The sequence below is a fragment of the Lactobacillus sp. LL6 genome, assembly GCF_007570935.1.
Taxonomy (GTDB): domain Bacteria; phylum Bacillota; class Bacilli; order Lactobacillales; family Lactobacillaceae; genus Lactobacillus.
The window spans coordinates 1,715,980-1,740,896 of sequence record NZ_VLLR01000001.1 but is presented as its reverse complement, the minus strand read 5'-3'; the positions used below and the strand labels follow the sequence as shown (position 1 = coordinate 1,740,896).

General features: G+C 33.8%; 22 protein-coding genes. 8 read left to right on the top strand and 14 right to left on the bottom strand.

The window, feature by feature from the left end; all coding sequences use genetic code 11:
* Positions 1 to 72 precede the first annotated feature (72 nt).
* On the top strand, positions 73 to 1,038 hold the full coding sequence (locus FOD82_RS08415; protein ID WP_144355985.1) for an AEC family transporter: 966 nt from the start codon (positions 73 to 75) through the stop codon (positions 1,036 to 1,038).
* A 36-nt stretch (positions 1,039 to 1,074) separates the two neighbouring features.
* Here FOD82_RS08415 and FOD82_RS08410 read toward each other — a convergent pair whose 3' ends face one another.
* Positions 1,075 to 1,950 (bottom strand): LysR family transcriptional regulator, encoded by an 876-nt coding sequence (locus tag FOD82_RS08410; RefSeq protein WP_144355984.1) that lies wholly within the window; start codon positions 1,948 to 1,950, stop codon positions 1,075 to 1,077.
* 125 nt (positions 1,951 to 2,075) lie between these two features.
* On the opposite strand from FOD82_RS08410, the gene FOD82_RS08405 reads away from it, so the two are divergent.
* Positions 2,076 to 3,701, top strand: coding sequence for a malolactic enzyme (locus FOD82_RS08405; protein ID WP_144355983.1), 1,626 nt, complete (start codon positions 2,076 to 2,078; stop codon positions 3,699 to 3,701).
* A 170-nt stretch (positions 3,702 to 3,871) separates the two neighbouring features.
* A complete protein-coding gene (locus FOD82_RS08400; RefSeq protein WP_144355982.1) occupies positions 3,872 to 4,231 on the top strand; it encodes a YxeA family protein in 360 nt (119 codons plus the stop codon).
* Positions 4,232 to 4,265: 34 nt separating this feature from the next.
* Here the strand turns inward: FOD82_RS08400 and FOD82_RS08395 are convergent, their stop codons facing one another.
* From FOD82_RS08395 to FOD82_RS08360, 8 genes are all read right to left on the bottom strand, one after another.
* Complete coding sequence (locus FOD82_RS08395; RefSeq protein WP_144355981.1) at positions 4,266 to 5,657, bottom strand: MFS transporter; 1,392 nt, start codon at positions 5,655 to 5,657, stop codon at positions 4,266 to 4,268.
* 139 nt (positions 5,658 to 5,796) lie between these two features.
* On the bottom strand, positions 5,797 to 7,719 hold the full coding sequence (locus tag FOD82_RS08390) for a copper-translocating P-type ATPase (protein ID WP_144355980.1): 1,923 nt from the start codon (positions 7,717 to 7,719) through the stop codon (positions 5,797 to 5,799).
* The gene (locus FOD82_RS08385) at positions 7,719 to 8,006 is read right to left on the bottom strand and encodes a cupredoxin domain-containing protein (protein WP_144355979.1); all 288 of its coding nucleotides are present in this window, start codon (positions 8,004 to 8,006) and stop codon (positions 7,719 to 7,721) included. Before FOD82_RS08385 ends, FOD82_RS08390 begins: the two co-directional genes overlap by 1 nt.
* 1 nt (position 8,007) lies before the next feature.
* Positions 8,008 to 8,385 carry a cupredoxin domain-containing protein gene (locus FOD82_RS08380; protein ID WP_144355978.1) on the bottom strand — a complete coding sequence of 126 codons (378 nt, stop codon included), beginning with the start codon at positions 8,383 to 8,385 and terminating at the stop codon, positions 8,008 to 8,010.
* A 9-nt stretch (positions 8,386 to 8,394) separates the two neighbouring features.
* Positions 8,395 to 8,826 (bottom strand): CopY/TcrY family copper transport repressor, encoded by a 432-nt coding sequence (locus tag FOD82_RS08375; protein WP_144355977.1) that lies wholly within the window; start codon positions 8,824 to 8,826, stop codon positions 8,395 to 8,397.
* Positions 8,827 to 8,925: 99 nt separating this feature from the next.
* Complete coding sequence (locus FOD82_RS08370; RefSeq protein WP_144355976.1) at positions 8,926 to 10,236, bottom strand: NCS2 family permease; 1,311 nt, start codon at positions 10,234 to 10,236, stop codon at positions 8,926 to 8,928.
* Positions 10,237 to 10,355: 119 nt separating this feature from the next.
* Positions 10,356 to 11,663, bottom strand: a complete 1,308-nt coding sequence (locus FOD82_RS08365; protein ID WP_144355975.1) for an NCS2 family permease — start codon at positions 11,661 to 11,663, stop codon at positions 10,356 to 10,358.
* Positions 11,664 to 11,862: 199 nt separating this feature from the next.
* Positions 11,863 to 13,173, bottom strand: a complete 1,311-nt coding sequence (locus tag FOD82_RS08360) for an NCS2 family permease (RefSeq protein WP_144355974.1) — start codon at positions 13,171 to 13,173, stop codon at positions 11,863 to 11,865.
* 257 nt (positions 13,174 to 13,430) lie between these two features.
* Between FOD82_RS08360 and FOD82_RS08355 the strand changes: the two genes are divergently transcribed.
* From FOD82_RS08355 to pgmB, 4 genes are all read left to right on the top strand, one after another.
* Positions 13,431 to 14,357, top strand: coding sequence for a LacI family DNA-binding transcriptional regulator (locus FOD82_RS08355; protein ID WP_144355973.1), 927 nt, complete (start codon positions 13,431 to 13,433; stop codon positions 14,355 to 14,357).
* Between the two features lie 114 nt (positions 14,358 to 14,471).
* Entirely contained in the window at positions 14,472 to 15,818 is a 1,347-nt protein-coding gene (locus tag FOD82_RS08350; RefSeq protein WP_144355972.1) for an SLC45 family MFS transporter, read from the top strand.
* A gap of 32 nt (positions 15,819 to 15,850) precedes the next feature.
* Positions 15,851 to 18,103 carry a glycoside hydrolase family 65 protein gene (locus tag FOD82_RS08345; RefSeq protein WP_144355971.1) on the top strand — a complete coding sequence of 751 codons (2,253 nt, stop codon included), beginning with the start codon at positions 15,851 to 15,853 and terminating at the stop codon, positions 18,101 to 18,103.
* 13 nt (positions 18,104 to 18,116) lie between these two features.
* The gene (gene pgmB, locus FOD82_RS08340) at positions 18,117 to 18,779 is read left to right on the top strand and encodes a beta-phosphoglucomutase (RefSeq protein WP_144355970.1); all 663 of its coding nucleotides are present in this window, start codon (positions 18,117 to 18,119) and stop codon (positions 18,777 to 18,779) included.
* A gap of 33 nt (positions 18,780 to 18,812) precedes the next feature.
* Here pgmB and FOD82_RS08335 read toward each other — a convergent pair whose 3' ends face one another.
* The 5 genes from FOD82_RS08335 to nagB all read right to left on the bottom strand — a co-directional run bounded on the left by FOD82_RS08335 (position 18,813) and on the right by nagB (position 23,524).
* Entirely contained in the window at positions 18,813 to 20,606 is a 1,794-nt protein-coding gene (locus FOD82_RS08335; protein ID WP_144355969.1) for a DUF2207 domain-containing protein, read from the bottom strand.
* A 103-nt stretch (positions 20,607 to 20,709) separates the two neighbouring features.
* Positions 20,710 to 21,396: a deoxynucleoside kinase gene (locus FOD82_RS08330; RefSeq protein ID WP_144355968.1), complete on the bottom strand. Its 687-nt coding sequence runs from the start codon at positions 21,394 to 21,396 to the stop codon at positions 20,710 to 20,712.
* Positions 21,397 to 21,424: 28 nt separating this feature from the next.
* Positions 21,425 to 22,072, bottom strand: coding sequence for a deoxynucleoside kinase (locus FOD82_RS08325; RefSeq protein ID WP_144355967.1), 648 nt, complete (start codon positions 22,070 to 22,072; stop codon positions 21,425 to 21,427).
* A 218-nt stretch (positions 22,073 to 22,290) separates the two neighbouring features.
* Entirely contained in the window at positions 22,291 to 22,503 is a 213-nt protein-coding gene (locus FOD82_RS08320) for a hypothetical protein (protein ID WP_144355966.1), read from the bottom strand.
* A gap of 295 nt (positions 22,504 to 22,798) precedes the next feature.
* Positions 22,799 to 23,524, bottom strand: coding sequence for a glucosamine-6-phosphate deaminase (nagB, locus tag FOD82_RS08315; RefSeq protein ID WP_144356040.1), 726 nt, complete (start codon positions 23,522 to 23,524; stop codon positions 22,799 to 22,801).
* A 111-nt stretch (positions 23,525 to 23,635) separates the two neighbouring features.
* Here nagB and FOD82_RS08310 point away from each other — a divergent pair, with 111 nt between their 5' ends.
* Entirely contained in the window at positions 23,636 to 24,454 is an 819-nt protein-coding gene (locus FOD82_RS08310) for an aldo/keto reductase (RefSeq protein WP_144355965.1), read from the top strand.
* Positions 24,455 to 24,917 lie beyond the last annotated feature (463 nt).

Sequence of the window (24,917 nt, the reverse complement as noted above, 5' to 3'; positions counted from 1 at the left end):
TTTGTATAGATGTCATATATTCTGATATTTATGATACTAAAAGATTGAATTATATGAGGGGAGAATAAGTAGATGACAGCATTTATATCATCAATTTCTAGTGTTGTGGTAATTGTGTTAATTATGGGACTCGGCTATATCTTACGCAGAGCGGGATGGCTTGCTGATAGCTTTTCAGGAAATATTTCAAAGCTTATTACGCAAATTGCTTTGCCTGCATCAATTTTTATTTCAGTTCAAAATAATTTGACCCGTGGGAGTTTAATTAATTTATTCGAAAACTTACTTTTACCAGCAATTGGAGTTGTTATTTCATATATTGTTGCATTTGTTTTAGTTAAAGTTATCAAAGTTCCTGTAGGACGTCGCGGGACTTTTATTAATACTATTGCTAACGCAAACACGATTTTTATTGGAATGCCCTTAAATGTGGCTTTGTTTGGTAATCAAGCTATGCCATATTTCTTGATTTACTATATTATCAATACAGTTTCTACTTGGGCATTTGGGGTATTTCTTATTAAAAATGATGATCCAACTTTAATTAAAGAAGAAAAGAAAAAGCACAAAATTGAATGGAAAAAGTTATTGCCAATGCCTCTAGTTGGTTTTGTGGTAGCGGTATTGTGGCTTTTGACAGGACTTAAGTTGCCAACTTTTGCTAGTCAAACTTTCACTTATATTGGTAATCTTGTAACGCCACTTTCACTTATTTATATTGGTATTGTGCTTGCAAACTCTGGTATTAAAAATGTTAAGATGGATAAAGATACTGCTGTGGCACTTCTTGGGCGCTTTATTTTAGCTCCAGCTGTAATGATTTTACTTGTGAGAGTATTTGCACCAGCAATTGGCTTAACAGTACCAACATTAATGAGTAAGACTTTTATTGTTCAATCAGCAACCCCAGCTCTTGCTGTCTTACCAGTCTTGGCAAATGAGGCACATGGAGATGTCGATTATGCAACGAATGTGGTTGTTTTAAGTACTTTGCTATTTATTGTAGTGGTTCCTATTTTAATGATGATTATTGGATAATTACAAAGAAAAAGGCTATCCTTTTTGGGATAGCTTTTATTTTTGCGTTAAAATTTTCCAAAATTGTTCTTCACGATCAGTCATAATGTAATTGTTACGTTTTGCAGCAGCTAGAATAAATTCTGGTTGATCTTCATCAGCTAAAGGTAGGGCAACTACATTATCCTTATCAGTAATTGATAATGTAGTTAGATAAGAGATTCCTAAATTTTTGGCAATTAGAGACTTTACAACCATTACATCAGGACTTCGGTAGATTGTATTTAAACTAATACGATTTTTGCGAAGCATTTTATCAAGAGCACGAGTATGAATATAGTCGCTATTTAAACTAATAAAGTTTTCCCCGGCAATATCTTTAAAATAAATCTTTTCTTTTTGAGCTAGAGGGTGATTTTTGCTTACGATTACCCTAATCGGAAAATGATTAATAACTTCAAGATCAATTCCTGCGCCTACATTTAAGTTAGTTAAACCTAAAAGAGTTAGGTTAATTTGACCATTTTTAAGAAGTTGTTGTAAATCATATGAGCCACTTTCCATTACATTAAGATGGTTTAAGATACCTTTTTCAAGAAGATTAGGGACAATTTTTGGAAAGAAATTACGACCAATGATTGGAGGAAGACCAAAGTTAATTTCAGCTTCTGAGGCTTGTTTAATTTCGGTTTCTGCAATGTTTATTTCATTTAGAATAGCTTGTGCATGTTCATCGAATTGCATTCCAAGCTTGGTGATAATAATACTTTTATGTGATTGATCTCGAATCAAAAATTTCCCGCCAAATCTATTTTCGAGTCGCTTAACTGCAGCTGTGATTGTGGGTTGGCTAACTCCAAATTTTTCTGCTGTTTTTGTATAACTTTTTAAATTGACTAATTCGTGATAATATCTTAAGTCTTGTGTATTCACTATTTTTCATCCTCATATAAATAAAAGTTTAGTAAAGTGTAGCATTTGACTATAAAATTTCCCAGGTAATATACTCAATACAATGATGCGAAAAAGAGTAGATACAAATAAACGGGAGGCATTTTATGAGTAATGCATATAATATTTTAAATGACCCTTTCTTAAATAAAGGGACTGCTTTCACTAAGCGTGAACGTGAAGTACTTGGCTTAAATGGTACTTTGCCAACTAAGGTGCAAACTATCGAAGAACAAGCACAGCGTGTTTATGAACAGTATAAACTTCGTCCTGAGGGGATGCAAAAGCGTAAATTCTTAATGGAAATCTTCAATACTAACCGTACTTTGTTCTACTACGTTATGGAACAACACATTGAAGAACTATTGCCAGTAGTATATGATCCAGTTATTGCACCAGCTATTGAAAAATATAGTGAAATCTTTATGAAACCACAGGGTGCAGCTTTTCTTTCAATTGATAATCCAGAAGAAATCAAGGAAAGTTTAAAGAATGCTGCGGGTGGTCGTAAGATTAAACTTATTGTTGTAACTGATGGTGAAGGAATTTTAGGAATTGGTGATTGGGGAGCCAACGGTGTTAATATTTCTGTTGGTAAACTTATGGTTTATACAGCTGCAGCTGGTATTGATCCACGTGAAGTATTGCCAGTATCACTTGATGTAGGTACTAATAATCAAACTTTGATTGATGACCCGTTATATCTTGGAAATAAACATAGCCGTCTTACTGGTGAAAAATATTATGAAATGGTTGATGAATTTGTAAAATCAGCTCGTGAATTATTCCCAGATGTTTATATTCACTTTGAAGATTTTGGTCGTGACAATGCTACTAAGATTTTAAACAAATATCGTAAGGAAATTCCTGTGTTTAACGATGATGTTCAAGGTACAGGTATTGTATGTTTATCTGGTGTACTTGGAGCACTTAATATCTCTAAAGAAAAATTTACTGACCAGATTTTCTTGACCTTTGGTGCAGGAACTGCTGGTATGGGGATTGCTAATATGATGTATCGTGAGATGCTTGTGGAAGGGATGGATCCTGAAGAAGCTAAGAAGCATTTTTACTTAGTTGACAAACAAGGTCTTTTATTTGAAGATACACCAGGTCTTACTCCAGAACAAAAACCATTTGTACGTAAGCGTTCAGAATTTAAGAATGCAGATGAATTAACTAACTTAGAAGCAGTTATTAAAGCAGTTCACCCAACTGTAATGATTGGTACTTCAACTACTCCGGGTGCATTTACTGAAAAAGCAATCAAAGAAATGGCTGCTCACACTAAACATCCAATTATCTTCCCAATTTCTAATCCAACTAAATTGATTGAAGCTACTGCGGCTGACATTATTAAGTGGACTGATGGACGCGCATTAGTTGCTACTGGTGTTCCATCTGCACCTGTTGAATATAACGGCGTTACTTATCATATTGGTCAAGCAAATAATGCTTTAATCTATCCCGGTCTTGGTTTAGGAGTATTGGCAAGTGAAGCGAAGCTTGTAAATGATGAAATGTTGTCAGCTGCTGCTCATTCCCTTGGTGGTATTGTTGACACTTCAAAGCCAGGTGCAGCTGTTCTTCCTCCAGTAAGCAAAATTCAAAGCTTCTCACAAAAAGAAGCAGAAGCTGTTGCTCAATCTGCAATTGATCAAGGTCTTGCTGGCAGCAATATCACTAATGCCAAAGAAGCCACTGAAAGTATGAAGTGGACTCCAAAATACTAATTTTAACTTAATTAAATCTCTAAAAATCAAAAATAACTTCTCTACTGAATAAATACAATTAAGCTCTATGTTTCATGTGAAACATAGGGCTTTTCTTATATAAGTATGGAAATAGTTTTGAATAGAGTTAAAATAAAAAATATAACTAGCTTATTGAAAGGGATAAACTTATGTTTAGAAAAGATAACATTGTAAAAATTATTATTGGAGTAGCTTTGCTCATTGCAGCTTTTGTTATTATTGGATCAGCTGTATTTCCTAGAAATAGATTTGAATATGTTTCAATGAGAGATAGAATCAACCCATTAATTAGTCAAACTACCAGTTATGCTAAAGTACAAAAGGGTACTCAAAGCTATGATAATGTTCAAGCGATAGATTCTAAAACTGGTAAGAATTTGTCTTATAGGTTAGATCATGTAGGTGGTTATGATCCAAGTAGAGAGTACATCTCTATCAACCACAAAGGTCAATACGTCAAAGAAATCACATATATTTCTAAGACAAAATATGAACAAGCACAAAAATAATAAAAGCAGGTCCAAATGGATCTGCTTTTGTAGTTTATTCAATTTTTTCACTACCAGTAGGAATTATAGGTTCATCTTTTTTTATGAATTGCGGAGAAGTTTCAGGAGCCCAAATCAGGCAAACAATGAAGCTAATTAATAGAACAATAGTACATACAAGCATTGCTAATTTAGCTCCACCTGCATTAGTTAATACGGGCAATAAGAATGTACCTGCAGCAGCACCAAATCGGCTAATTGTGATACAAGTACCCACTCCAGTTCCGCGTACTTTCACATCAAATAATTCAGTTGGATAAGGATAGTCGAGTACAAGACCTGATGAAAGAATAATTGCAAATATTGCAAAAATTGTTAACTTGACCATTGAATCCATGTTTGGAATTAAAGCTAATGATCCAATTAAAATTGCAGAAATCAAAAAATTACTTACAAGAAATGCACGACGACTAATCTTATTAAAAATTAAGATTCCAAATAATACGCCAACAAACATCCCACCGTTATAGATAATTCCTGATACTTTTTGATCAGTAATGCCCATGCTATTAAGCAAAATTGGAAGGAAAATACTAATTCCAAAGAATGAGAATGCTTGGCAAGCATAAAAAATTCCACCGACCATTGTACGTCTTAAGTATTTTCTAGTGAATAAAATTTTCCAAGAAATTTCTTTTTTAGGTTTATTCTTATTGTCTTTGGCTTTTTTAACTAGCCAAGCAGGAACGCCCCATTTACGACCCATATGTTTTTGAATGACTTTATTAGCTGTTTTGATTTCTCCTTTGCTTGCAAGCCAACTAGGAGATGCAGGTAAAGGAAATAACGAACGGAAAATTGCCGCAATCACTGCAGGAATAGCACCTGTAGCTAAGATGATTTGCCAAGTATAAGAACCAAAGCCTGTAAGGAAAGTTCCTGCTAAGTAAGATGCAATAAAACCTAAAGTCCAATAAATAAGTAAGTGACTTTGGCGTTTACTGTCTTCACCTTTAGGAAGCCATTCAGTTAATAAAGCATTACCAACTGTATAATCAATAGCAATCATTAACCCAATTCCAATTCTGATAATAAAGGTTAAGGCAAGATTAGCTGTTAGTAAGTGTAATAATGAAAAAGCAGCTAAAATATACATATTAATCATTAAAAGCTTACGGCGACCAATTTTATCAGATAAACGTCCGATTATCATACTTCCTGCAAGCCCAATTAAAGCACCTGCACCAATTAGTCCTGTCCATAAGTCATTAATTTGAATATATTTAGCTGCATTAGTTAAGGCAGTCCCTGAAATACCTAGCGAATATCCGCAAGCAATTTGTCCTAAGACAACTGCAACAAACACGCGCAAATGTATCGGCATTAGGGGAGCCTTTTTATAGTTCTTTTTCTGTTTTACGGTTTTGTCTTTTTTATTATTTCTCATAAGAATAGGTAATGCCTAAAGAAGGCATGAATCCTATTAATTCCTCAACTCCTTAAAAATTACAAATATGTTACAACATATATTAGCTTAACAAAAAATAGAAATTCATGCAAAAAGCGCAGCCTATAGACTACGTTTTTTAAGATACACCTGCAATTTTAGTTTTGTTTAAAAGAAGAGAACTAGTAACTACTGATACTGAACTAAAGGCCATTGCTAAGCCTGCAAGTTCTGGGCTTAAAGTAACGCCGATGCCAACAAATAATCCGGCAGCAATTGGAATTCCAATCGTGTTATAAATAAGTGCCCAGAAGAGGTTAAGCTTAATACGGTTGAAAGTTTTCTTAGAAATATCTAAAGCACGCACTACTCCAAGTAAATCATTTTGAACTAAAACAATTCCTCCAGATTCAATTGCAACATCAGTTCCTGATCCCATCGCAATCCCAACATCAGCTGTAGAAAGTGCTGGCGCATCATTAATACCGTCTCCAACAAAGGCAACTTTAGCGCCATTATTTTGTAAAGCTTTAATATGTTCCGCCTTTTCAGTAGGAAGAACACCAGCAATTACTTCATCAATTCCAACTTTATCTGCGATTGCACGAGCTACTTTTTCATTGTCACCAGTAAGCATGACAGTCTTTAAGCCACGCTTTTTAAGCTGCTTAATAGCTTCTTTAGAAGTCGGTTTAGGTACATCTTGAATTGCAATAAGTCCAATAATTTTATCTCCAAGACCAACATAGACAACAGTTTTAGCTTCATTTTGTAATTTTTCAGCTTGTTTTTTTATTTCTTGGGAAATAGTTTTATTTTCAAGTAAACGTTCATTTCCAACAAAGGCAAGTTCGTTATTAATTTTTGCTCGAACGCCTTTTCCTTCGATGACTTTAAAGTTAGATACAGGCTTAGTGGAGATTTTTTCTTGATCAGCTTTTTTAATAATTGCACTCGCAAGGGGGTGTTCGGAAGCATCTTCAAGACTAGCTGCGATTGTCAATACGTTGTTGTTTCCAATAATATTAGTTACAACAGGCTTACCTACGGTAATAGTACCTGTTTTATCAAAAACTACAGTATTTAAATCATTAACTTCTTGAAGGACTTCACCATTTTTAATTAAAACACCCATCTTAGCACTTCTAGCGGTTCCTACCATCAAGGCAGTTGGTGTTGCTAAACCTAAAGCGCATGGACAAGCAATAACTACAACGCTGACTGCAAATAGCATGGCATTAACAGCAGTTGCACCTAAGAATGAATACCAGATAACAAAAGTTAATATAGCAATGATTAAAACTGCTGGAACAAAGATATTGGAAATTTTATCAGTAAGTTTTTGAATTGGAGCATGACTTGTTTGAGCCTTTTTAACTAATTCTACAATTTGTGAAAGCATCGTATCATTACCTACTTTGGTAGCTTTAAAAGTAATGGTTCCGTTTGTATTGATAGTGGAACCAACTACTTCATCACCTTGTTTTTTGGTAACAGGCATACTTTCACCGGTGACCATTGATTCATCAACTGAAGATGAACCAGTTAATACTATGCCGTCAACTGGAATTTTTTCACCAGGTTTTACTCGAATCGTATCACCTACTTGAACTTGGTCCAGTGGTACATTGATAAACTTACCATTACGTAAAACTTGTGCATCCTTTGCTTGTAAGTTGATTAACTTAGCTAAGGCGTTAGAAGCATTGTTGTGCATTTTTTCTTCCATAGCATCGCCCAGCAAAACAAATACTGTTACAAATGCGGCACTTTCAAAATATACTTCGCGTCCAGTAAACATTGCAAAAATACTGTAAAAATATGCCACAGCAGTTCCAGTTGCTACTAAGGTATTCATATTTGCGCTGTGTTTTTTAAAAGCAGCCCAAGCACTTTTCCAATAAGGAGCAGCAGAAATTGCCATAATAATCGTTGTAGTAATTAAAGCTATCCAATTATATCCTGGCATCATACAATGAAAAGGCATAGCGAACATTTGAATCAGCATCGGAATTGAAAGAATAAATGAAATCCAAAAACGTTTAATATTTGACATTTTCATCACTTAACCACAACTTTTCCTTTGAACATATCCATGCTGCAGGCAAAATCATATTCGCCAGGTTTGTCAGTTGGAATTTTAACAGTTACTTCATTATTATTATCAAGATCAACTTTGGTATCTAATTGCTTAAAATTGATTTTATCCATACAGCCCATATTATCTGAAGCAATAAATTTAAGTTGAGCTGGTTTACCTTGTTTGAAAGTAATTACGTCTGGCTTATAACCGTGATTTTTAGCATCTACAACAACTTTTTTGGTTTGATCTTTTGAAAAAATACTCATTTTATTTCACTATTACCTTTCCATGGAACATGTCCATACCACATGCAAAATTATATTCACCCGGTTTATCAGTTGGAATCTTAACTGTTGTGACCGGCTTTTTGGTTAAATCTTTATCAACGCCAAGCTGTTCAAAAACAATATGAGATAAACAAGCAGTTGAATCTTTCATATCAAAATTAACTTCAGCAGGCATTCCTTCTTTAAAAATTACTGTCGAAGGAGAGTAGCCTCCGTTTACAATGATATTTGCTTCCTGCACTCCATTATTAACTTGTGCGATTCCGGCTTGTTCTTTGTGTTTTCCAAAGAACCACCAAAGAATGAAGCTAATTAAAATTATAGCTACCACTATTGTGATAATTTGACTAATGCTCATGATTGCCTCCTAACAGTCCATTCCGGGTAAACAGTTGCAATCAACTTTATCAGGAGCTGATTTTTCTTTTTTAGTAATTTCTTGATTTAAAGTTTTTAAGTCACTTTTTGAAATTGGCATATCTTTCATAAGCTTAATTAAAAGCTGTCCTTTGTGCATATCGCACATTTTATCAAGAAGTGCCTTAGTTTCTTCATACATCATTTCAGTTTGTCCAACTGTTGCAGAGTAAATAAATTTGCGTCCATCTTTTTCTGTTTTTAAGTATCCTTTTTGACATAAACGTCTAAGCAAAGTCTTAATAGTTGATTCAGTCCAGTTATTTTTTTCTTGAAGTTGGTCAATAATCTGACCAGAACCAGCATGATTCAAAGTCCAGACAATACGCATAACTTCCCATTCTGCATCAGAGATATTAAGGTCATTTTGTGTTTTAAGCATATTTCCCTCTTTTCGTTTACAAATGTAACTATAGCACTTTAGTTTAGAAATGTAAACATAAATACAAAAATAAAAGCACGAAAATTCTCGTGCTTAATTTTATAAATTCGTAATCAAGAAAAATCCAATAAAGATAAAGAACAAGATATACATCATTATTGAAACATCTTTATAGCGTTTAGAAGCAATCATTGTTAATGGATAAGCAATCATTCCAAGAGCTAAACCATCAGATATTGAATAAGTAAGTGGCATTCCTACAACAATTAAAAATGCAGGAAAAGCTACTTCAAATTTTTCCCAATGAATATTCTTAAGGTTTCCTGCCATAAGTACTCCCACAATAATTAAAGCCGGAGCTGTTACAGTAGTTGGAATAACTGCAAGAAGTGGACTAAAAATCATTGAAATTAAGAAGAAGATTCCGATGAAAATAGCAGTAAGACCAGTTCTACCACCCATGGCAATTCCGGCACTAGATTCAACGCTGGTTCCAAGTGGAGCTGTACCAAGTACAGCCCCTTCGATCATAGCGGTTGAATCTGCTGCGAAAGCTCTACCAATACGTGGGATTTTACCATCTTTAGTTACCATGCCAGCTTGTTGGGTCATTCCGATTAAAGTTCCAGCAGTATCAAAGAATGTAACAAGTAAAAAAGTTAAAACAACAATAAATAGTTGCGGTGTATTAATATCTTGAATATGAAAAATTGCTTGACCAAAAGTTGGCGCAATTGAAGGTGGTGTTGAAATAAAGGAATGAGGCATTTGGATTTGACCAATAGCAATACCAAAAACTGCTGTTACAACCATTCCAATGAAGATTGACCCTGGAACATTCATCGCCATCAAAATAACAGTAAGAATCAATCCGAAAAGGGTAATCCATACAGCAGGTGATGAAAATTTACCAAGAGTAACAAGTGAAGAGTCACTATTAACAATTAATTTACCATTTTGTAAACCGATAAAGGCAATAAATAAACCAATACCAGCAGAAATAGCAGACTTAAGATCTGCAGGAATTGCATCTACAACAAGTTCACGTAAGTGAAAAATTGTAATAAGCACAAATAAAATTGATGCAACTAGTACTGCAGCTAGAGCAGTTTGCCAATTGATATGCATTCCTTGACATACGTTATATGCAAAGAATGCTGCACTACCTAAAGTTGGAGCTAGAGCAATTGGATAGTTTGCTACAAAACCCATAATAAAACAACCAATTGCAGTTGCAATTGCCGTAACGGTAAAAGCAGCTCCTGCTGGAATTCCTGCCGCGTGTAAAATATTAGGGTTAACAAATAGGATGTAGGAGAGACTGACAAAAGTGGTTAATGCGGCGATTAACTCAGTTTTGACAGTGGTATGAGCATCCTTTAAATGAAAGACTTTTTCTAATGTCTGCATTTTTTCCTCCGATAAAACTAAATACAATTATTAAGTTATTGTATCTAGTGTAGCACAAATGAAAAAAGCCTGTAGTCAAAATTTTGACTACAGGCTCTATTTCCCAGGAAATATTAATGCTAAATATTTAAAACTAACATATAGATTATAAAGATGATAAACAGTATCCACATCATTGGTGTGATTTCTTTGAATCGTTTTGCAGCAATTAAAGTAAATGGATAAACGATAACCCCCCACGCTAAACCATCTGAAATTGAATAAGTAAGTGGCATTCCAATTACAATAAGAAAACATGGAATAGCAATTTCTAATTTAGTCCAGTGAACATGAGCTAAATTTTCAGCCATTAATACTCCAACAATAATTAAAGCAGGTGCTGTAACTTGAGTTGTAAAAACGCTCAAGATTGGACTAAAAATCATGGAAATTAAGAAGAAGATTCCAACAAAAACAGCAGTAAGTCCTGTTCTACCGCCGACGGCAATCCCAGCACTGGATTCCACAAAAGCTCCAACTGGAGAAGTTCCAAGGATTGCTCCAACAGCCATACCGCTTGAGTCAGCAGTCAGTGCGCGACCTGCTCTTGGCATTTTGCCATCTTTCATTAACCCAGCTTGTTGAACTAATCCTATCAAAGTACCGGTAGTATCAAAGAACGTTACTAATAAAAATGTCAAAACAATGATCCACATTTGAACTGTATTAATGTTGCCAATATGAAAGACTGCTTGTCCAAAAATTGGGGAAATTGATGGAGCAGCAGAGATTACTTGAGTAGGCATTTTTATTTGACCAATAGCAATTCCAAAAATTGCTGCTGCAATCATTCCAATAAACATTGCTCCAGGTACATTTGCAATCATCAACATTACAGTAACTAAAAGTCCGAAAATTGTGATCCAAACAAGTGGATTCTTTAATGTACCGACTGTCACTAAGGTTGAAGTTGACTTTTGAATTAAGCCGCTTCCTTGAAGTCCAATGAAGGCAATAAATAAACCAATTCCAGCAGAAATAGCATATTTTAAATCAGTGGGAATAGCATCAATGATCTTTTCACGTAATTTAAATGCAGTAAGAATAATAAATAAAATTGATGCAACTAGTACTGCAGCCAAGGCTGTTTCCCATTTAACATGCATACCTAAACAAACTGTATAAGTAAAGAAAGCGTTAAGACCTAAAGTTGGAGCAGATGCAATGGGGTAGTTGGCAATCACGCCCATCACAATACAGGTAAAAGCACTTGCTAATGCAGTAGTAGTGAACAAAGCTCCTTTATCCATCCCGCTTGCACCTAAGACATTAGGATTAACAAACAAAATATATGACATACTAACAAAAGTTGTCAGTCCTGCTAAAAGTTCCGTTTTGATTGAAGTCTGATTTTCCTTTAAATGGAAAAAGTGACTGATAGAGTTCATATTTACCTCCATAATATGAATATTGTTCGTAAAACATTATTTATATATAAGATATAAGCAGATAAAAATATTATATTTTATTATTATCCGAATATTTATTTTTAATTATACTTAAATAGTTAACATTTTCAATAGAAAGAGATAAATTTATTCAGTTTTTTAGGTAAAATAAAAATGCCACCAATTGGTGACATTTTCATTACTTAATATTTAATACCCATAAGAAGATTAAGAATACGAAGAATAGTACCCACATCATTGGGCTGATTTCTTTTCCACGTTTTGCAGAAATCATACAAATTGGATAAGTAATCATTCCAAGTGCAAGTCCGTCAGAAATTGAATAAGTAAGTGGCATCCCAAGTAAAATTAAGAAACTTGGTACAGCAATTTCAAGTTTATTCCAATGAATATGAGCTGTATTTTGTGCCATTAATACCCCAACGATAATTAAAGCAGGAGCAGTAACTTGAGTAGTGAAAAGTCCTAACAAAGGACTAAAAATCATTGAAATCAAGAAAAAGATTGCTACAAATACAGCAGTAAGTCCTGTTCTACCACCAACAGCAATTCCGGCGCTAGATTCTACAAACGCTCCAACTGGAGAAGTCCCAAATATTGAACCAAACATCATTGCAGTTGAATCAGCTGCCAAGGCCTTCCCAACACGTGGCATCTTATTATTTTTCATAAAACCAGCTTGTTGAGCAAGTCCAATTAAAGTACCAGCAGTATCAAAGAAAGTTACTAATAAGAAAGTAAGTACAACTACCCACATTTGCAAACTATTAATATCTTTTACGTGAAAAACTGCTTGACCAAAAGTTGGTGCTAAACTTGGAGCAGTTGAAATAATTTTATGTGGCAATTGAATTTGACCAATACATACTCCAAAAATTGCAGCTAATAACATTCCGATGAAGATTGCACCAGGAACTCTTAAAATCATTAAGATAATAGTAACTAATAATCCAAAAATTGTAATCCAAACAAGTGGATCATGAAGAGAACCTAAGCTAACTAAAGTTGATTTGTTATCAACAATCATATGACCATTTTGTAAACCAAGAAAGGCAATGAAAAGACCAATCCCTGATGAAATGGCAAATTTTAAATCACTTGGAATAGCATCAATAATTTTTTCACGTAATTTAAAAAGTGTAATTAAAATAAAAATAATTGATGCAACAAATACACTAGCTAGGGCTGTTTCCCATGAAACATGCATCCCTACACATACTGTATAAGCAAAAAAGGCGTTGATACCAAGTGCTGGTGCTTCACCGATTGGATAATTTGCTACAATTCCCATAATTGCAGTACCAAGAGCAGCTGCTAAAGCAGTTGATGTAAATACTGCTCCTGTATCCATTCCACTTGCTCCTAAAACACTTGGGTTAACAAAAAGGATATAAGACATACTAATAAAAGTAGTTAATCCGGCAATAAATTCTGTTTTGATGCTTGTATTATATTTATCAAGCTGGAAATAACTCTTAATAAAATTCATTTTATCTCTCCAAAAAAGTAAATGTTCGTGTTTTATCTTTTTAAGACAACTATTATACTTTACCATTCATTAATAAGAATGTAAATGCGAATTATTTTAGGAATAGACTAGCAATACAGTTAGAAATTTTAAAGCATATAATATTTATTTTTTAAGCAATCTTGAAAGCGCTTAAATTAATGTTGAATAGATAGTTATGAATAGTTATTATAGATAGTAACTTAAAAAATATTACTAAAAACAGAAAGCGGTCGGCAATGTATACTATTAAAGATATAGCAAAAAAGGCAGGTGTTTCACCATCTACTGCTTCAAGAGCCTTAAATAATAATCCAAGAATTAGTGAAGAAACTAAGAAAAGAATTCGTAAAATTGCTTCCCAAATGGAGTATCAACCTGATTATGCCGGAAGAAATTTAACTTTAGGTGAAGCAAATATGGTTGGAATCATCTTTCCAGTAACAGGCGAAACAGCTCCAGCTAATCCATTTCATATTGATTTGATGAGAGGAATTAGCACCGAACTACAGAAAAGAAATTATGAAATGTTAGTAGCAATCGCTCCCAGTCAAAAGCAGTTATTAAGTCAGGTTCAATCCATGGTCAAACAAGCAAAAGTGCATAATTTTGTTATTTTTTATTCTCAAAAAAAGGATCCTATTATAAAGTACTTAGCTGAAAAAAATTTAAATTTCGTAATAATTGGATCTTCTAACAAATATAAATTTGTTGATAATGACAATGTTGCTGCAGGTTTTTCTGCAACTGAATTTTTATGGGAAAATAAGCAAGTTAAATATCCAGCATTTGTAGAATCTAGTTATCATTGGTCGTATGAATTAGATAGAAGAAAAGGTTATCAGAAGTTTTTAACACAGAAGAATGTCAAAACTAAAATAATTGATTTAAATCCAGATAAAGATGAATTAAATCAATTTCTAAAAAATAACTCTCAAGTAGATGGATTGATTTTTTCAGATGATATCTTATATTTGAGATATTTGCAAGAGTTAAAAAATGATAAGAAATATCCTGTAATTTGCTTTAATAGCAGTAAACTACTTGGAATGGTATTAGGGACTACTTTACAAGTTGATTTGCAACCAAAAAAATTGGGTAATGCTGCGATTGAAGTTTTATTTTCTAAACTACAGCATAAAATTATTCCATATGAGATTGGCTGATAAGCGAATCTTTTTATTTTTGTGCAAACGGTTGCACAAAATTAGAATATTTGTTATAGTAATAGTCAAGGAAATGTGAAAGCGCTTTTAAGTAAAAATAGGGGAATATTAAAGATGAGTCAAGAAAATAAATCAAGTATTGGCTTGCCTACCTTAGCTAAAAGTACAATTTGGATGATAAACTTTGGCTATTTAGGGGTTCAGACAGCTTTTACTTTACAGAGTTCACAAATGAGTCGTATCTTTCAAACTATTGGTGCTGATCCGAATAATTTAGGTTGGTTTTTCATTTTACCACCTTTAGCAGGACTTTTAGTTCAACCAATCATTGGATATTATTCAGATAAGACATGGCTTCCTAAGTTGGGTGGGCGTCGTTTGCCATATTTATTGCTCGGGATGATTGTAGCTGTTATCGTGATGCTACTTTTACCAAATGCGGGAAGTTTTGGCTTTGGTTATGGGTCTCTTGCAGCATTATGGTTTGGTGCAATTACTATTGCATTATTAGATTTATCTTCTAATGTTGCAATGCAGCCATTCAAAATGATGGTTGGGGATATGGTTAATGATAACCAAAAGAGTTATGCATATGGAATTCAAAGTTTCTTATCAAATACTGGTGCGGTTTTAGCTGCAATTTTTCCATTTTTGTTTACTCTATTTGGAATTCCTAATACTGCAGCTAAAGGCGTGGTTCCACCATCTGTAGTTATTGCTTTTTATGTTGGAGCTGCAATTTTAGTTGTAACTAGTTTGTTTACAGTATTTAAAGTTGAAGAATATGATCCTAAAACTTATGCTCATTACCATGGAATCAATGAGGATGATAATAAGGAAGGGGGAAATTGGCTTCAACTTTTAAAAGAAGCACCACAAGCATTTTGGACAGTAGCTGTAGTACAATTTTTCTGCTGGTTTGCATTTCAGTATCTTTGGACTTATGCGCCGGGAGCAATTGCTCAAAATGTATGGCACACTGCTAATCCATCTTCTGCTGGATATCAAGCTGCTGGTAACTGGTATGGGGTTTTATCAGCTGTTCAATCTATTGCAGCCGTTATTTGGTCATATGTTTTAGCAAGTGTTCCAAACAATCGTCATAAGTTTGGTTATGCTGGTAGTTTGCTGCTGGGTGCACTTGGATTTATCTCAGTATTCTTTGTTCATAGTCAATGGCTATTAGTTATCTCATTTATTCTAATTGGGATTGCTTGGGCTGGGATGAGTACTTACCCGTTAACTATTGTTACTAATGCACTCTCTGGTAAACACATGGGAACTTACCTGGGCTTGTTCAACGGTTCAATTTGTATTCCGCAAATTGTTGCTTCGCTATTAAGTTTTGTTTTATTCCCATTATTAGGAAACTCACAGGTAAATATGTTTATTTTAGCAGGAATCGTGTTAGTATTAGGTGCAATTTCTGTTAATGGAATCAAAGAAACTTACGTTAATTAATTGATGAATAATAAGAAAAGAGGATTATTTTTATGAAACGTACTTTTAATGTTGCTCCATGGAACGTTGCTACAGAAAATTGGGCTCCTGAAGATAAGCGTCTTCAAGAATCTATGACTAGTATCGCAAATGAAAATTTGGGTATGCGTGGATTTTTCGAAGAAGGTTATTCTGGTGACACGCTAGAAGGAGTATATCTTGGTGGAGTTTGGTATCCAGATAAAACTCGTGTTGGTTGGTGGAAGAATGGCTATCCACAATACTTTGGTAAGATGATCAACGCAGTAAACTTCATTAAGATGCTTATTAAAGTAAATGGTGAACAACTTGATTTAGCTAAGCAAACTCCAGAAAACTTTAAGTTGGATTTAGACTTAAAGCGCGGAATTTTTACCCGTAAGTTTGATGTAGAAATTGGTGGCAGTAAGCTTCAATTTACTTTTGAACGTTTTGCAAGTGTAGTTCAAAAGGAATTAGTTGGTCAAAGAGTTCTGGTTAAAAACTTATCAGATTCTGCAGTGAAAATTGAAATCAGTAACATCATTGATGCTGATGTTTATAATGAAGATGCAAATTATGATGAACAATTCTGGAATGTTTTAGCTAAGTCTGCTAAAGGTACTCACGCTGAAATCATGTCTCAAACTAAGAAAAACGATTTTGGTGTACCTCAATTTATGGTCGGAATGCGCAATAGTGTTAAAACTAACCTAGATCATATTGATGATGCAATCGGTGAAAAGGATGTTAGAAATACATTTGCTGGTGAAATTCAAGCTGGCGAGGAAATTACTTTTGAAAAGCGCAGCTTAGTTGTGACTTCACGTGATTTTGATACACAAGAAAAAATCGATCAAAGATTAGATGCTTTAATGGCTGTTGTAGATACTCAAAAGTTCGATGAACTTTTAGATCCACATATTGCAGAATGGCAAAAACGTTGGGATAAATCTGACATCCAAATTGATGGTGATGAAGAAGCCCAACAAGGTATCAGATTTAACCTCTTCCAATTATTCTCAACTTACTATGGTGATGACTATCGCTTAAACATTAGTCCAAAAGGTTTCACTGGTGAAAAATACGGCGGTGCAACTTACTGGGATACTGAAGCCTATTGTGTGCCCGTATACCTTGGAGTGGGTGATCCTAAGATTGCAAGAAACTTATTAATGTATCGTTACAAGCAATTGCCAGGAGCTTATATCAATGCTGAGCAACAAGGCTTAAAGGGTGCTCTTTTCCCAATGGTAACTTTCAATGGTATTGAATGTCACAACGAATGGGAAATTACTTTTGAAGAAATTCACCGTAACGGTGATATTGCTTATGCAATTTACCTTTACACTAACTATACTGGTGATAAGAGCTATGTTCTTCATGAAGGGGCAAAAGTTTTAACTGAAATTTCTCGCTTCTGGGCTGACCGTGTTCACTATTCACAAAGAAAGAACAAGTACATGCTTCATGCTGTTACTGGCCCTGATGAATACGACAACAATGTTAATAATGATTGGTACACTAACCTTCTTTGCCAGTGGACTTTAAGATATACTCTTGAAATTTTAGATGAAGTAGATGAAGAAACTGCTAAGAAATTAAATGTTTCAGAAGATGAAAAGCGTCGTTGGAAGGGTATTGCAGATAACATGTATCTTCCATATGACAAGGAAAAGGATATTTTCCCAGAAAATGATGGTTTCTTAGATAAGGACTTAAAACCAGTTTCTGAAATTCCAAGTGATCAATTACCACTTAATCAAAATTGGTCATGGGACAGAATCTTGCGTTCACCATATGTTAAGCAAGGTGATGTTATTCAAGGTCTTTGGGACTTCATTGATGACTTTACTCAAGAAGAAAAGAAGAATAACTTTGACTTCTATGAACAATTTACTGTTCATGAATCAAGTCTTTCTGCTTCAGTATATTCAATTATTGCTTCTGATATTGGTTACCATGATAAAGCAGTTGAATTATATGAAAGAGCAGCTCGTCTTGATTTAGATAATTACAACAATGATACTGAAGATGGTTTACACATTACTTCAATGACTGGTAGTTGGCTTGATATTGTCCAAGGATTTGCTGGAATGAGAGTAAGAAATGGTGAACTTCACTATGCACCATTCCTTCCAAAGAAATGGAATTCATACAAATTCCGTCAAGCATTCCGTGGTCGTGTATTAGAAGTAACGGTTGATAAGAAGGGTACTCATATTGAATTAGTATCAGGTGAACCATTAACCATTGACTTAAATGGTGAAAAACTTGAATTAAAATAAATTGGAGGAAATTATGACTTTTGCTGATATTCAAGGTTTTGCAATTGACTTAGATGGTGTGATTGCAGATACTGCAAAGTTTCATGGACAAGCTTGGCGTCAAGTAGCTGATAAAGTTGGTACTGAATGGACTGAAGAACTTGCTGATAGCTTACGGGGTGTAAGCAGAATGGATTCTTTGGAACTGATTTTAAAAGCTGGCGGTCATGAAAATGACTACACTCAAGAAGAAAAAGAAAAGTTAGCTGAAGAAAAAAATGACAACTATCTTGAATTGGTAAAAACTCTAACTCCAAATGATATTTTGCCAGGGATGAAAAAGTTCTTGGATGAAGCAAAAGCTAAAGGCTATCATTTAGCTCTTGCTTCTGCTTCTAAAAATGGTCCAACAATTCTTAAATATCTTCAACTTGGAGATTATTTTGAAGGTAGAGTTGATCCTGCTAAGTTAAAGAAAGGTAAGCCAGATCCAGAAATTTATTTGCAAGCTGCAGAAATTATGAATTTGGATCCTGTACATGTAGCAGGTATTGAAGATGCCCAATCTGGTGTTGAATCAATTAACCGTGCTGGTGAAATTTCAATCGGAATTGGCAAGAATCTTAAAGATGCAGATGTTAAATTCAATGATACTAGTGAATTAACACTTGATGCTTTAGCTAAAAAGTTAGGGTAAATAAAAAAGCGCCATTCGGCGCTTTTTTTAATATTAAAATGCTCCGCCACCGGAACCTCCGCCAAAGCCACCCGAGCTTCCTCCAGAAAAGCCTCCGCTAGACCCACTAGTTGAACTATCAAGTCCTGCTCCCGATTGTAAGCTAGAATTAAAGCTTCTTTCAAAATTGCCACTATACCAGTAATAACTTGAAGGAGGAAAGACTGTGGCAATTTCAGCCTTATCAAATTCAATATTTAATTGCTTAATAACTTTTTTAGAAAGACCAAAGGCAACTGCATAAGGCATAACTTCTTCCCAAAAAATCAATTCCCCAATGTCTTTCATTTTAAAATTACCGATATCATCAAGCATTTTTTCAAATCCTCGCACTTTGTTGGCTTCTTCAGCACCCTTTTTAGTGTAAATTGAGTTTGCTTTTTTATAGAATAATCCTAAGGTGATGTTTATCAGTGCCAAAAGGAAGACAATAATTGGTAGCCAGATTTTACTTGGAATGAATAATAGGGAAACGATGAATAAAACGATATAAACTGACGTAGACCAGCGATATAAACGTCGCCCTTTGCTATATTTTTCTTCATATTCTTCACTAATTAAGTTAGCTTGTTCAACTTTTTCAAACATTTCATCTTGCCAATCATTAAAATCTTCTTCTAAGTCGGCTTTTTTCATTTGTTTAGTTGTGAAACTTGTGCCGTCTCCAACTTCATCAAAAAGTGTTTCTACTAACTTGGATTCATCTTTTACAGTTGGATCTACTAGAGTTATGCGGTAGTTCTTTCGTTTAACATTTTCAATTTTAATACGGTGTTTACCAGCAAGCTGTGTTAAATAAGCAGTAAAAGCATAGGTATCTGGGTTACTACCATCATCTAATATTTGAGCGGTGACTGGATCGACATTAGGAATTTCATAATTATGAGGCAAATCAGAATACTTTCTCAGTTTTGTACCAAAATGAGGAGTTTTTAAAATTTTAATACTTCCAAATAAAGATAAGACTGCTGCAATAATAATTATTCCCCAGGAAATGATTTGCTCAAATAATTCATGCTGATGACGTTTTCTGTTAGCTTCTTCAGCAAGTGCTTTTTCTTGAGCTAATATTGCCTTCTTATGATTTTTATCACGAGTATTTTTATTTAATGAGGTAATAGAAGTTGGGAAAATTGCATGAACTTCAATTCCACTGTCGCCAGGAACATCTGTGTCAGTTAAAGTGGCTTGACCTAACTTGCGATTAACATTAACATAGCCACTAAGTGGACCATGTGCCCAGACTTTAAGTTCTGGAACTGCTTTTGAATTATTAAAGTTAATTTTTATTTTTACTTTATTAAGATCAGTGTCCCAGCCATCACCAATTATTTTGTAATTAAGTTCAGCTGTATCACGCCAGTTGATAATTGCATTTGTAATAGTGTAAGAGTATTTGACTGTTACATCATCACCATCTTCAATATTATGATAAAGCTTGAATTTATAACCATCAGTATCATAAGTTAATTCATAAGTGTTATTAGTTTTTGTACCTTTTGTAGCGACAATTTCTTTGCCATGGTTAGTTGTAACACTTACTTTTGGATTAATAAGTTTTTGTTTTGTATCTAAGTTTTGTCGATAATATACTCCATGAGCATCACTATCAAACTTATAAGATACATAACGTTGAATTTTAAGCGAGCCGTCTTTTTCCACTGTTGCATTAACTTTCACTTCATTAATATCATAATCAACATCTGCATGAGCGATGTTAATACCAGTGAATAATAAAATTATGGTAAAGACAAAACCTAATAAGTATTTAAATTTATGTTTATTCATATTTTTCCTTCTATAGAAATATAAAAAACTGAAATAATTAATTATTTTTAATTATACAAAAAAAGCTACTACAAAAATATACTTTTGTAGTAGCTAATAAATTTTATGCTTCAATTTGAATGTCGGTTGACTTATCCCAGTCTTCGGGAAGTTTACCAACTTCTTTTAATTTATCTACGATTTTATCAAGTACGATTTGTTTATCATTTTCACTAGACATAAAGTCAAGTTCATCACCGTTGATTGTCATCTTTGGTGAATAATCATAATTTTCGTACCATGGTTTGTAGTATTTTAAAAGGCGCTTGTAGTAGTCTTCAAGAGTTGCATCGTAGCTTAGTTGTTCATAAGGACGACCACGTTTTTGAATACGTTTGATCATCGTATCATAAGATACATCAATGTGAACAAGCAAATCAGGGTTCTTCTTAGGCATTCGCTTAAGTTCATCCATCATATTGTGAAGAAGTTCATAGTAAGTATCAACTTCTTCACTGGTGGCACGGCCAATGTCTGCGTTCATTTGGAAGAAAAGGGCGTCTTCATAGATTGAACGGTCAAGAACGTTGTTGTCTTGGCTAAGTGCTGCTTTAATGCTGTGAAAGCGTGTATTTAAGAAATATACTTGAAGTAAAAATGCATATTTTTCAGGATCAGCATAAAAAAGTGGCAAGACAGGATTTTCATCAACACTTTCATAAAATGGCTTAGTTCCTAAATAATCTGACAAAATACTAGTTAAACTGGATTTCCCGGCTCCAATTGGCCCGCTTAAAACAATAACTGTCATCACGTTCCTTCTTTTTATCTTTTATAAATTATAAATTACCAATTTCGCGTAATTTATTATCGATTTCACTTAAAACTTCTTTTTTAGCATCTTCATCAATAACAAAATCAAGTTTATCACCATTGATTCTGATTTTTGGAGAAGCGTTATAGTTTTCATACCATGGTTCATAGTAGCTAAGAAGACGAGCATAGTAGTCTTTTAAACTTGGATCGGTAGAAAGCTGTTCATAAGAACGACCACGTTTCTTGATTCTATTAAGCATTGTATCTAATGAAACATGGATATAGATAAGAAGGTCTGGCTTCTTGCTTGGATTGCCAGGAGTATCTTCCATCATATTTTCAAGTAAATCATCATAAATTTTAAATTCAGTTGGATCAGCAACCTTGCTATCAGCGTTCATTTTAAAGAAAAGGGCATCTTCATAAATTGAACGATCAGAAACACTGTTCTTATCACGAATAGCTTGATTGATTTGTGCTAGACGATGGTTGAGCAAGTAGGTATTAAGCAAAAAGGTGTATCGCTTCATATCCTTGTAATATAAAGGAAGAACTGGGTTAGTATCAACACCCTCATAAAATGCTTGAGTACCTAAATGTTCAGCTAAAATACTGGTTAAACTGGATTTCCCGGCTCCAATTGGCCCACTTAATACAATAACTTGGATCACATTCTTTCTTAAATACTAGATGTAGTTGAGTACTTAACTAGTGTAATACGAGATGTTGTGTCTAACAAGGAGAAATTTAATTTGCTATTTTTGAAAATTGTCAAGGAATTTGACAATTTTTTTGAATAGAAATCTTCAAGATTGGTCGGAATGGGATTATTTGAGTAGAAAACGAAAATCAGTTAGCAATAATTTTGCTAGCTGGTTTTTAAGTTGATTTACTTTTTTGCTAATAAATATAATTGTCGAATACCAATAACTAGAGTGGCTATTCCAAGAATTGGTTCACCGATATTTGGTAATGAGAATCTTTTTTGGAGTAGAATAATACCAAAATCTACTCCTGTTGCAAATATACAAATAAAAGCGCCGAAAGCTGTAATAAATTTGGAAATAATTTTATTGTTAAAGAAATTTTTGATTGAATTCATATTATTTAAATCTCCTAATTTTATATTTATTATAGAAAGTTTATAAATTCTTACAATACTTTGAAGTATAATTTTTAGAAAAAACAATTATAAAAAGTTGGATTTATAATGTACGTCAATGGTGATCAGACAATTGGTTTTAGTGAATTGTCTGAAAAGATTAAAAGTTACATTGAAAAACAGCTAGATAAGCAGGGATTATCCTTATATCCAGATAATTAACATTCCCTAGAAAATAAAAACCAGTTAGCAATAATTTTGCTAGCTGGTTTTTTATGTTCAAAATAAATTATGTTTAGTTCTTATATTTGTCGTCAAGTTCTTTGGCTGCAGCTTCATCTATAATTACAGTTACATCTGGGTGCTTTTGCAAAACTGATGCAGGAACTTCTTCAGTGATTGGTCCTTCAATCATTTTCTTAATTGCGTGAGCTTTCTTTTCACCAAAGGCCATTAAAACAATCTTTTTAGCAGACATAATGTTGGCAATTCCCATGCAGATGGCACTAGTTGGCACATCTTCGATACTATCGAAGAAACGAGAATTTGCCTTAATAGTATTTTCTGTTAGTTTAACTTCACGAGTTACAGTATCAAATGAGGAACCTGGTTCGTTAAATGCGATGTGGCCATTTCTACCAATTCCTAAAAGTTGAATATCAATTGGATTATCTTTAATAATTTTATTGTATTCATCACAAGCCTTTTGTGGATCTGTAGCAGCTAATACACCATTTGGAATATAAGACTTCTTGAATGGCTTCTTGTTAAATAAGTGTTCTTGCATGAAGTAATGGTAACTTTGAGGATTATCAGGTTTTAAGCCGACATATTCATCAAGGTTAATACTTGTTAAGTTATCGCAATTTAAGTCACTCTTAACCCAGTTTTGGTAAAGAGTAACAGGGGTTGAGCCAGTTGCTAAACCTAAAGTCTTGGCACCATTTTTGATACCTTTTTCAAAAATTTCAAATGCTGCAGCTCCACCTTGAATGTCGTTTTCTCTAACAATTACTTTTATCATGATTAAATCCTCCTTGTTTACTGGTCTAGTCCATTATAAAATGGTATGTACCATTATGTCAACCGCTTTCTTAAAGAAAGTAGTAGAATTTAAGTGAGGTGATTAATAATGAAACTATCCGGCATTGGCATGGGTACTTGGGCCATGGGAGATAATTTAAATAAGAAAAATGATGAAATTTCTGCACTGCGCTATGGCTTAGATAATGGTTTAACAATAATTGATACAGCAGAAATGTATGGTGAAGGTAAAAGTGAAAAATTAGTTGGGGAAGCAATTAAAGGATATGATCGAAGTAAGATTTATTTAATTTCGAAATTTTATCCTTATCACGCAACACCTGAACTAGAAAGAAAAAGTCTAGAAGCAAGTCTAGATCGTTTAGGAACTGATTACTTAGATTTGTATTTACTTCACTGGCGAGGAAATCATAGACTTTCAGATACTATTTATGGATTAGAACAGTTGAAAAAAGAAGGCTTAATTCATGAATGGGGCGTATCAAACTTTGATACTTCTGATATGGAAGAGTTAACAAGTTTGGAAAATGGTAATAATTGTTTTGCTAATGAAGACTTGTATAACTTGGATCATCGTGGGGTAGAGTATGACTTACTGCCTTGGCAAGAAAAGAAAAATATTAACTTTATTGGATATTCTCCATTTAATTCAGGAAGTGGAAATTCTATTAGAATTACGCAAAACTTAAAAATCGTTGCTCGAAATCATAATGTTACTCCACATCAAATTATGTTGGCATGGGCAATTAGAAATAAAAATGTGTTGTCGATTCCTAAGGCTGCTTCTATTAAACATATGGAAGATAATATTAAGGCGTTAGATATTGAGCTGACAGAGGATGATTTGCGCCTTATCAATGCAGATTTTCCAAAACCTGTTGCGAAACAGCCATTAGACGTAATTTAACTAGCTACAAGATATGGTATATATAGTTAACCAATTTCAACATCTTGTGGATAACTCTGTGGATTTGTGTGAAACTTTGATAAAATGATATTAAATAGTATGATATACGTAATTTCAACAATTATTTTTATAGCTTTAATAATTTGGGCGTATAATACGCCGGAAAGAAAAGCTTATGATGACTAGTATGCAAAGAAGCTGGGATATTGGGACACAGTATTATGTATTTCGTTATTAGTTATATACAATGTCGTCATGTACGCACTATTTGGAAAATTAGGTTTGATTTTTCCATTTAGTTTTGTGTATGACACTATGTTAATTTTTGCAATTATTAGTTCAGTTATAAGAGTTAAGCGCGTAAGAAAAAAGAAGAATAAATAAAAAAATCGCCCTCCACTATCTGGAGGGCGATTTAATTTAGATAAAGATATTCAATTACATTCTACGCGCAAGTTTTACT

What these genes read in the sequence shown, in the direction of transcription:
- FOD82_RS08415 (WP_144355985.1), top strand. Translation starts at nt 73, where the DNA reads ATGACAGCATTTATATCATCAATTTCTAGTGTTGTGGTAATTGTGTTA.
- FOD82_RS08405 (WP_144355983.1), top strand. Translation starts at nt 2,076, where the DNA reads ATGAGTAATGCATATAATATTTTAAATGACCCTTTCTTAAATAAAGGG.
- FOD82_RS08370 (WP_144355976.1), bottom strand. Translation starts at nt 10,236, where the DNA reads ATGCAGACATTAGAAAAAGTCTTTCATTTAAAGGATGCTCATACCACT.
- pgmB (WP_144355970.1), top strand. Translation starts at nt 18,117, where the DNA reads ATGACTTTTGCTGATATTCAAGGTTTTGCAATTGACTTAGATGGTGTG.
- FOD82_RS08365 (WP_144355975.1), bottom strand. Translation starts at nt 11,663, where the DNA reads ATGAACTCTATCAGTCACTTTTTCCATTTAAAGGAAAATCAGACTTCA.
- FOD82_RS08390 (WP_144355980.1), bottom strand. Translation starts at nt 7,719, where the DNA reads ATGAAAATGTCAAATATTAAACGTTTTTGGATTTCATTTATTCTTTCA.
- FOD82_RS08360 (WP_144355974.1), bottom strand. Translation starts at nt 13,173, where the DNA reads ATGAATTTTATTAAGAGTTATTTCCAGCTTGATAAATATAATACAAGC.
- FOD82_RS08355 (WP_144355973.1), top strand. Translation starts at nt 13,431, where the DNA reads ATGTATACTATTAAAGATATAGCAAAAAAGGCAGGTGTTTCACCATCT.
- FOD82_RS08350 (WP_144355972.1), top strand. Translation starts at nt 14,472, where the DNA reads ATGAGTCAAGAAAATAAATCAAGTATTGGCTTGCCTACCTTAGCTAAA.
- FOD82_RS08385 (WP_144355979.1), bottom strand. Translation starts at nt 8,006, where the DNA reads ATGAGTATTTTTTCAAAAGATCAAACCAAAAAAGTTGTTGTAGATGCT.
- FOD82_RS08375 (WP_144355977.1), bottom strand. Translation starts at nt 8,826, where the DNA reads ATGCTTAAAACACAAAATGACCTTAATATCTCTGATGCAGAATGGGAA.
- FOD82_RS08320 (WP_144355966.1), bottom strand. Translation starts at nt 22,503, where the DNA reads ATGAATTCAATCAAAAATTTCTTTAACAATAAAATTATTTCCAAATTT.
- FOD82_RS08400 (WP_144355982.1), top strand. Translation starts at nt 3,872, where the DNA reads ATGTTTAGAAAAGATAACATTGTAAAAATTATTATTGGAGTAGCTTTG.
- FOD82_RS08335 (WP_144355969.1), bottom strand. Translation starts at nt 20,606, where the DNA reads ATGAATAAACATAAATTTAAATACTTATTAGGTTTTGTCTTTACCATA.
- FOD82_RS08310 (WP_144355965.1), top strand. Translation starts at nt 23,636, where the DNA reads ATGAAACTATCCGGCATTGGCATGGGTACTTGGGCCATGGGAGATAAT.
- FOD82_RS08380 (WP_144355978.1), bottom strand. Translation starts at nt 8,385, where the DNA reads ATGAGCATTAGTCAAATTATCACAATAGTGGTAGCTATAATTTTAATT.
- FOD82_RS08395 (WP_144355981.1), bottom strand. Translation starts at nt 5,657, where the DNA reads ATGAGAAATAATAAAAAAGACAAAACCGTAAAACAGAAAAAGAACTAT.
- FOD82_RS08330 (WP_144355968.1), bottom strand. Translation starts at nt 21,396, where the DNA reads ATGACAGTTATTGTTTTAAGCGGGCCAATTGGAGCCGGGAAATCCAGT.
- FOD82_RS08345 (WP_144355971.1), top strand. Translation starts at nt 15,851, where the DNA reads ATGAAACGTACTTTTAATGTTGCTCCATGGAACGTTGCTACAGAAAAT.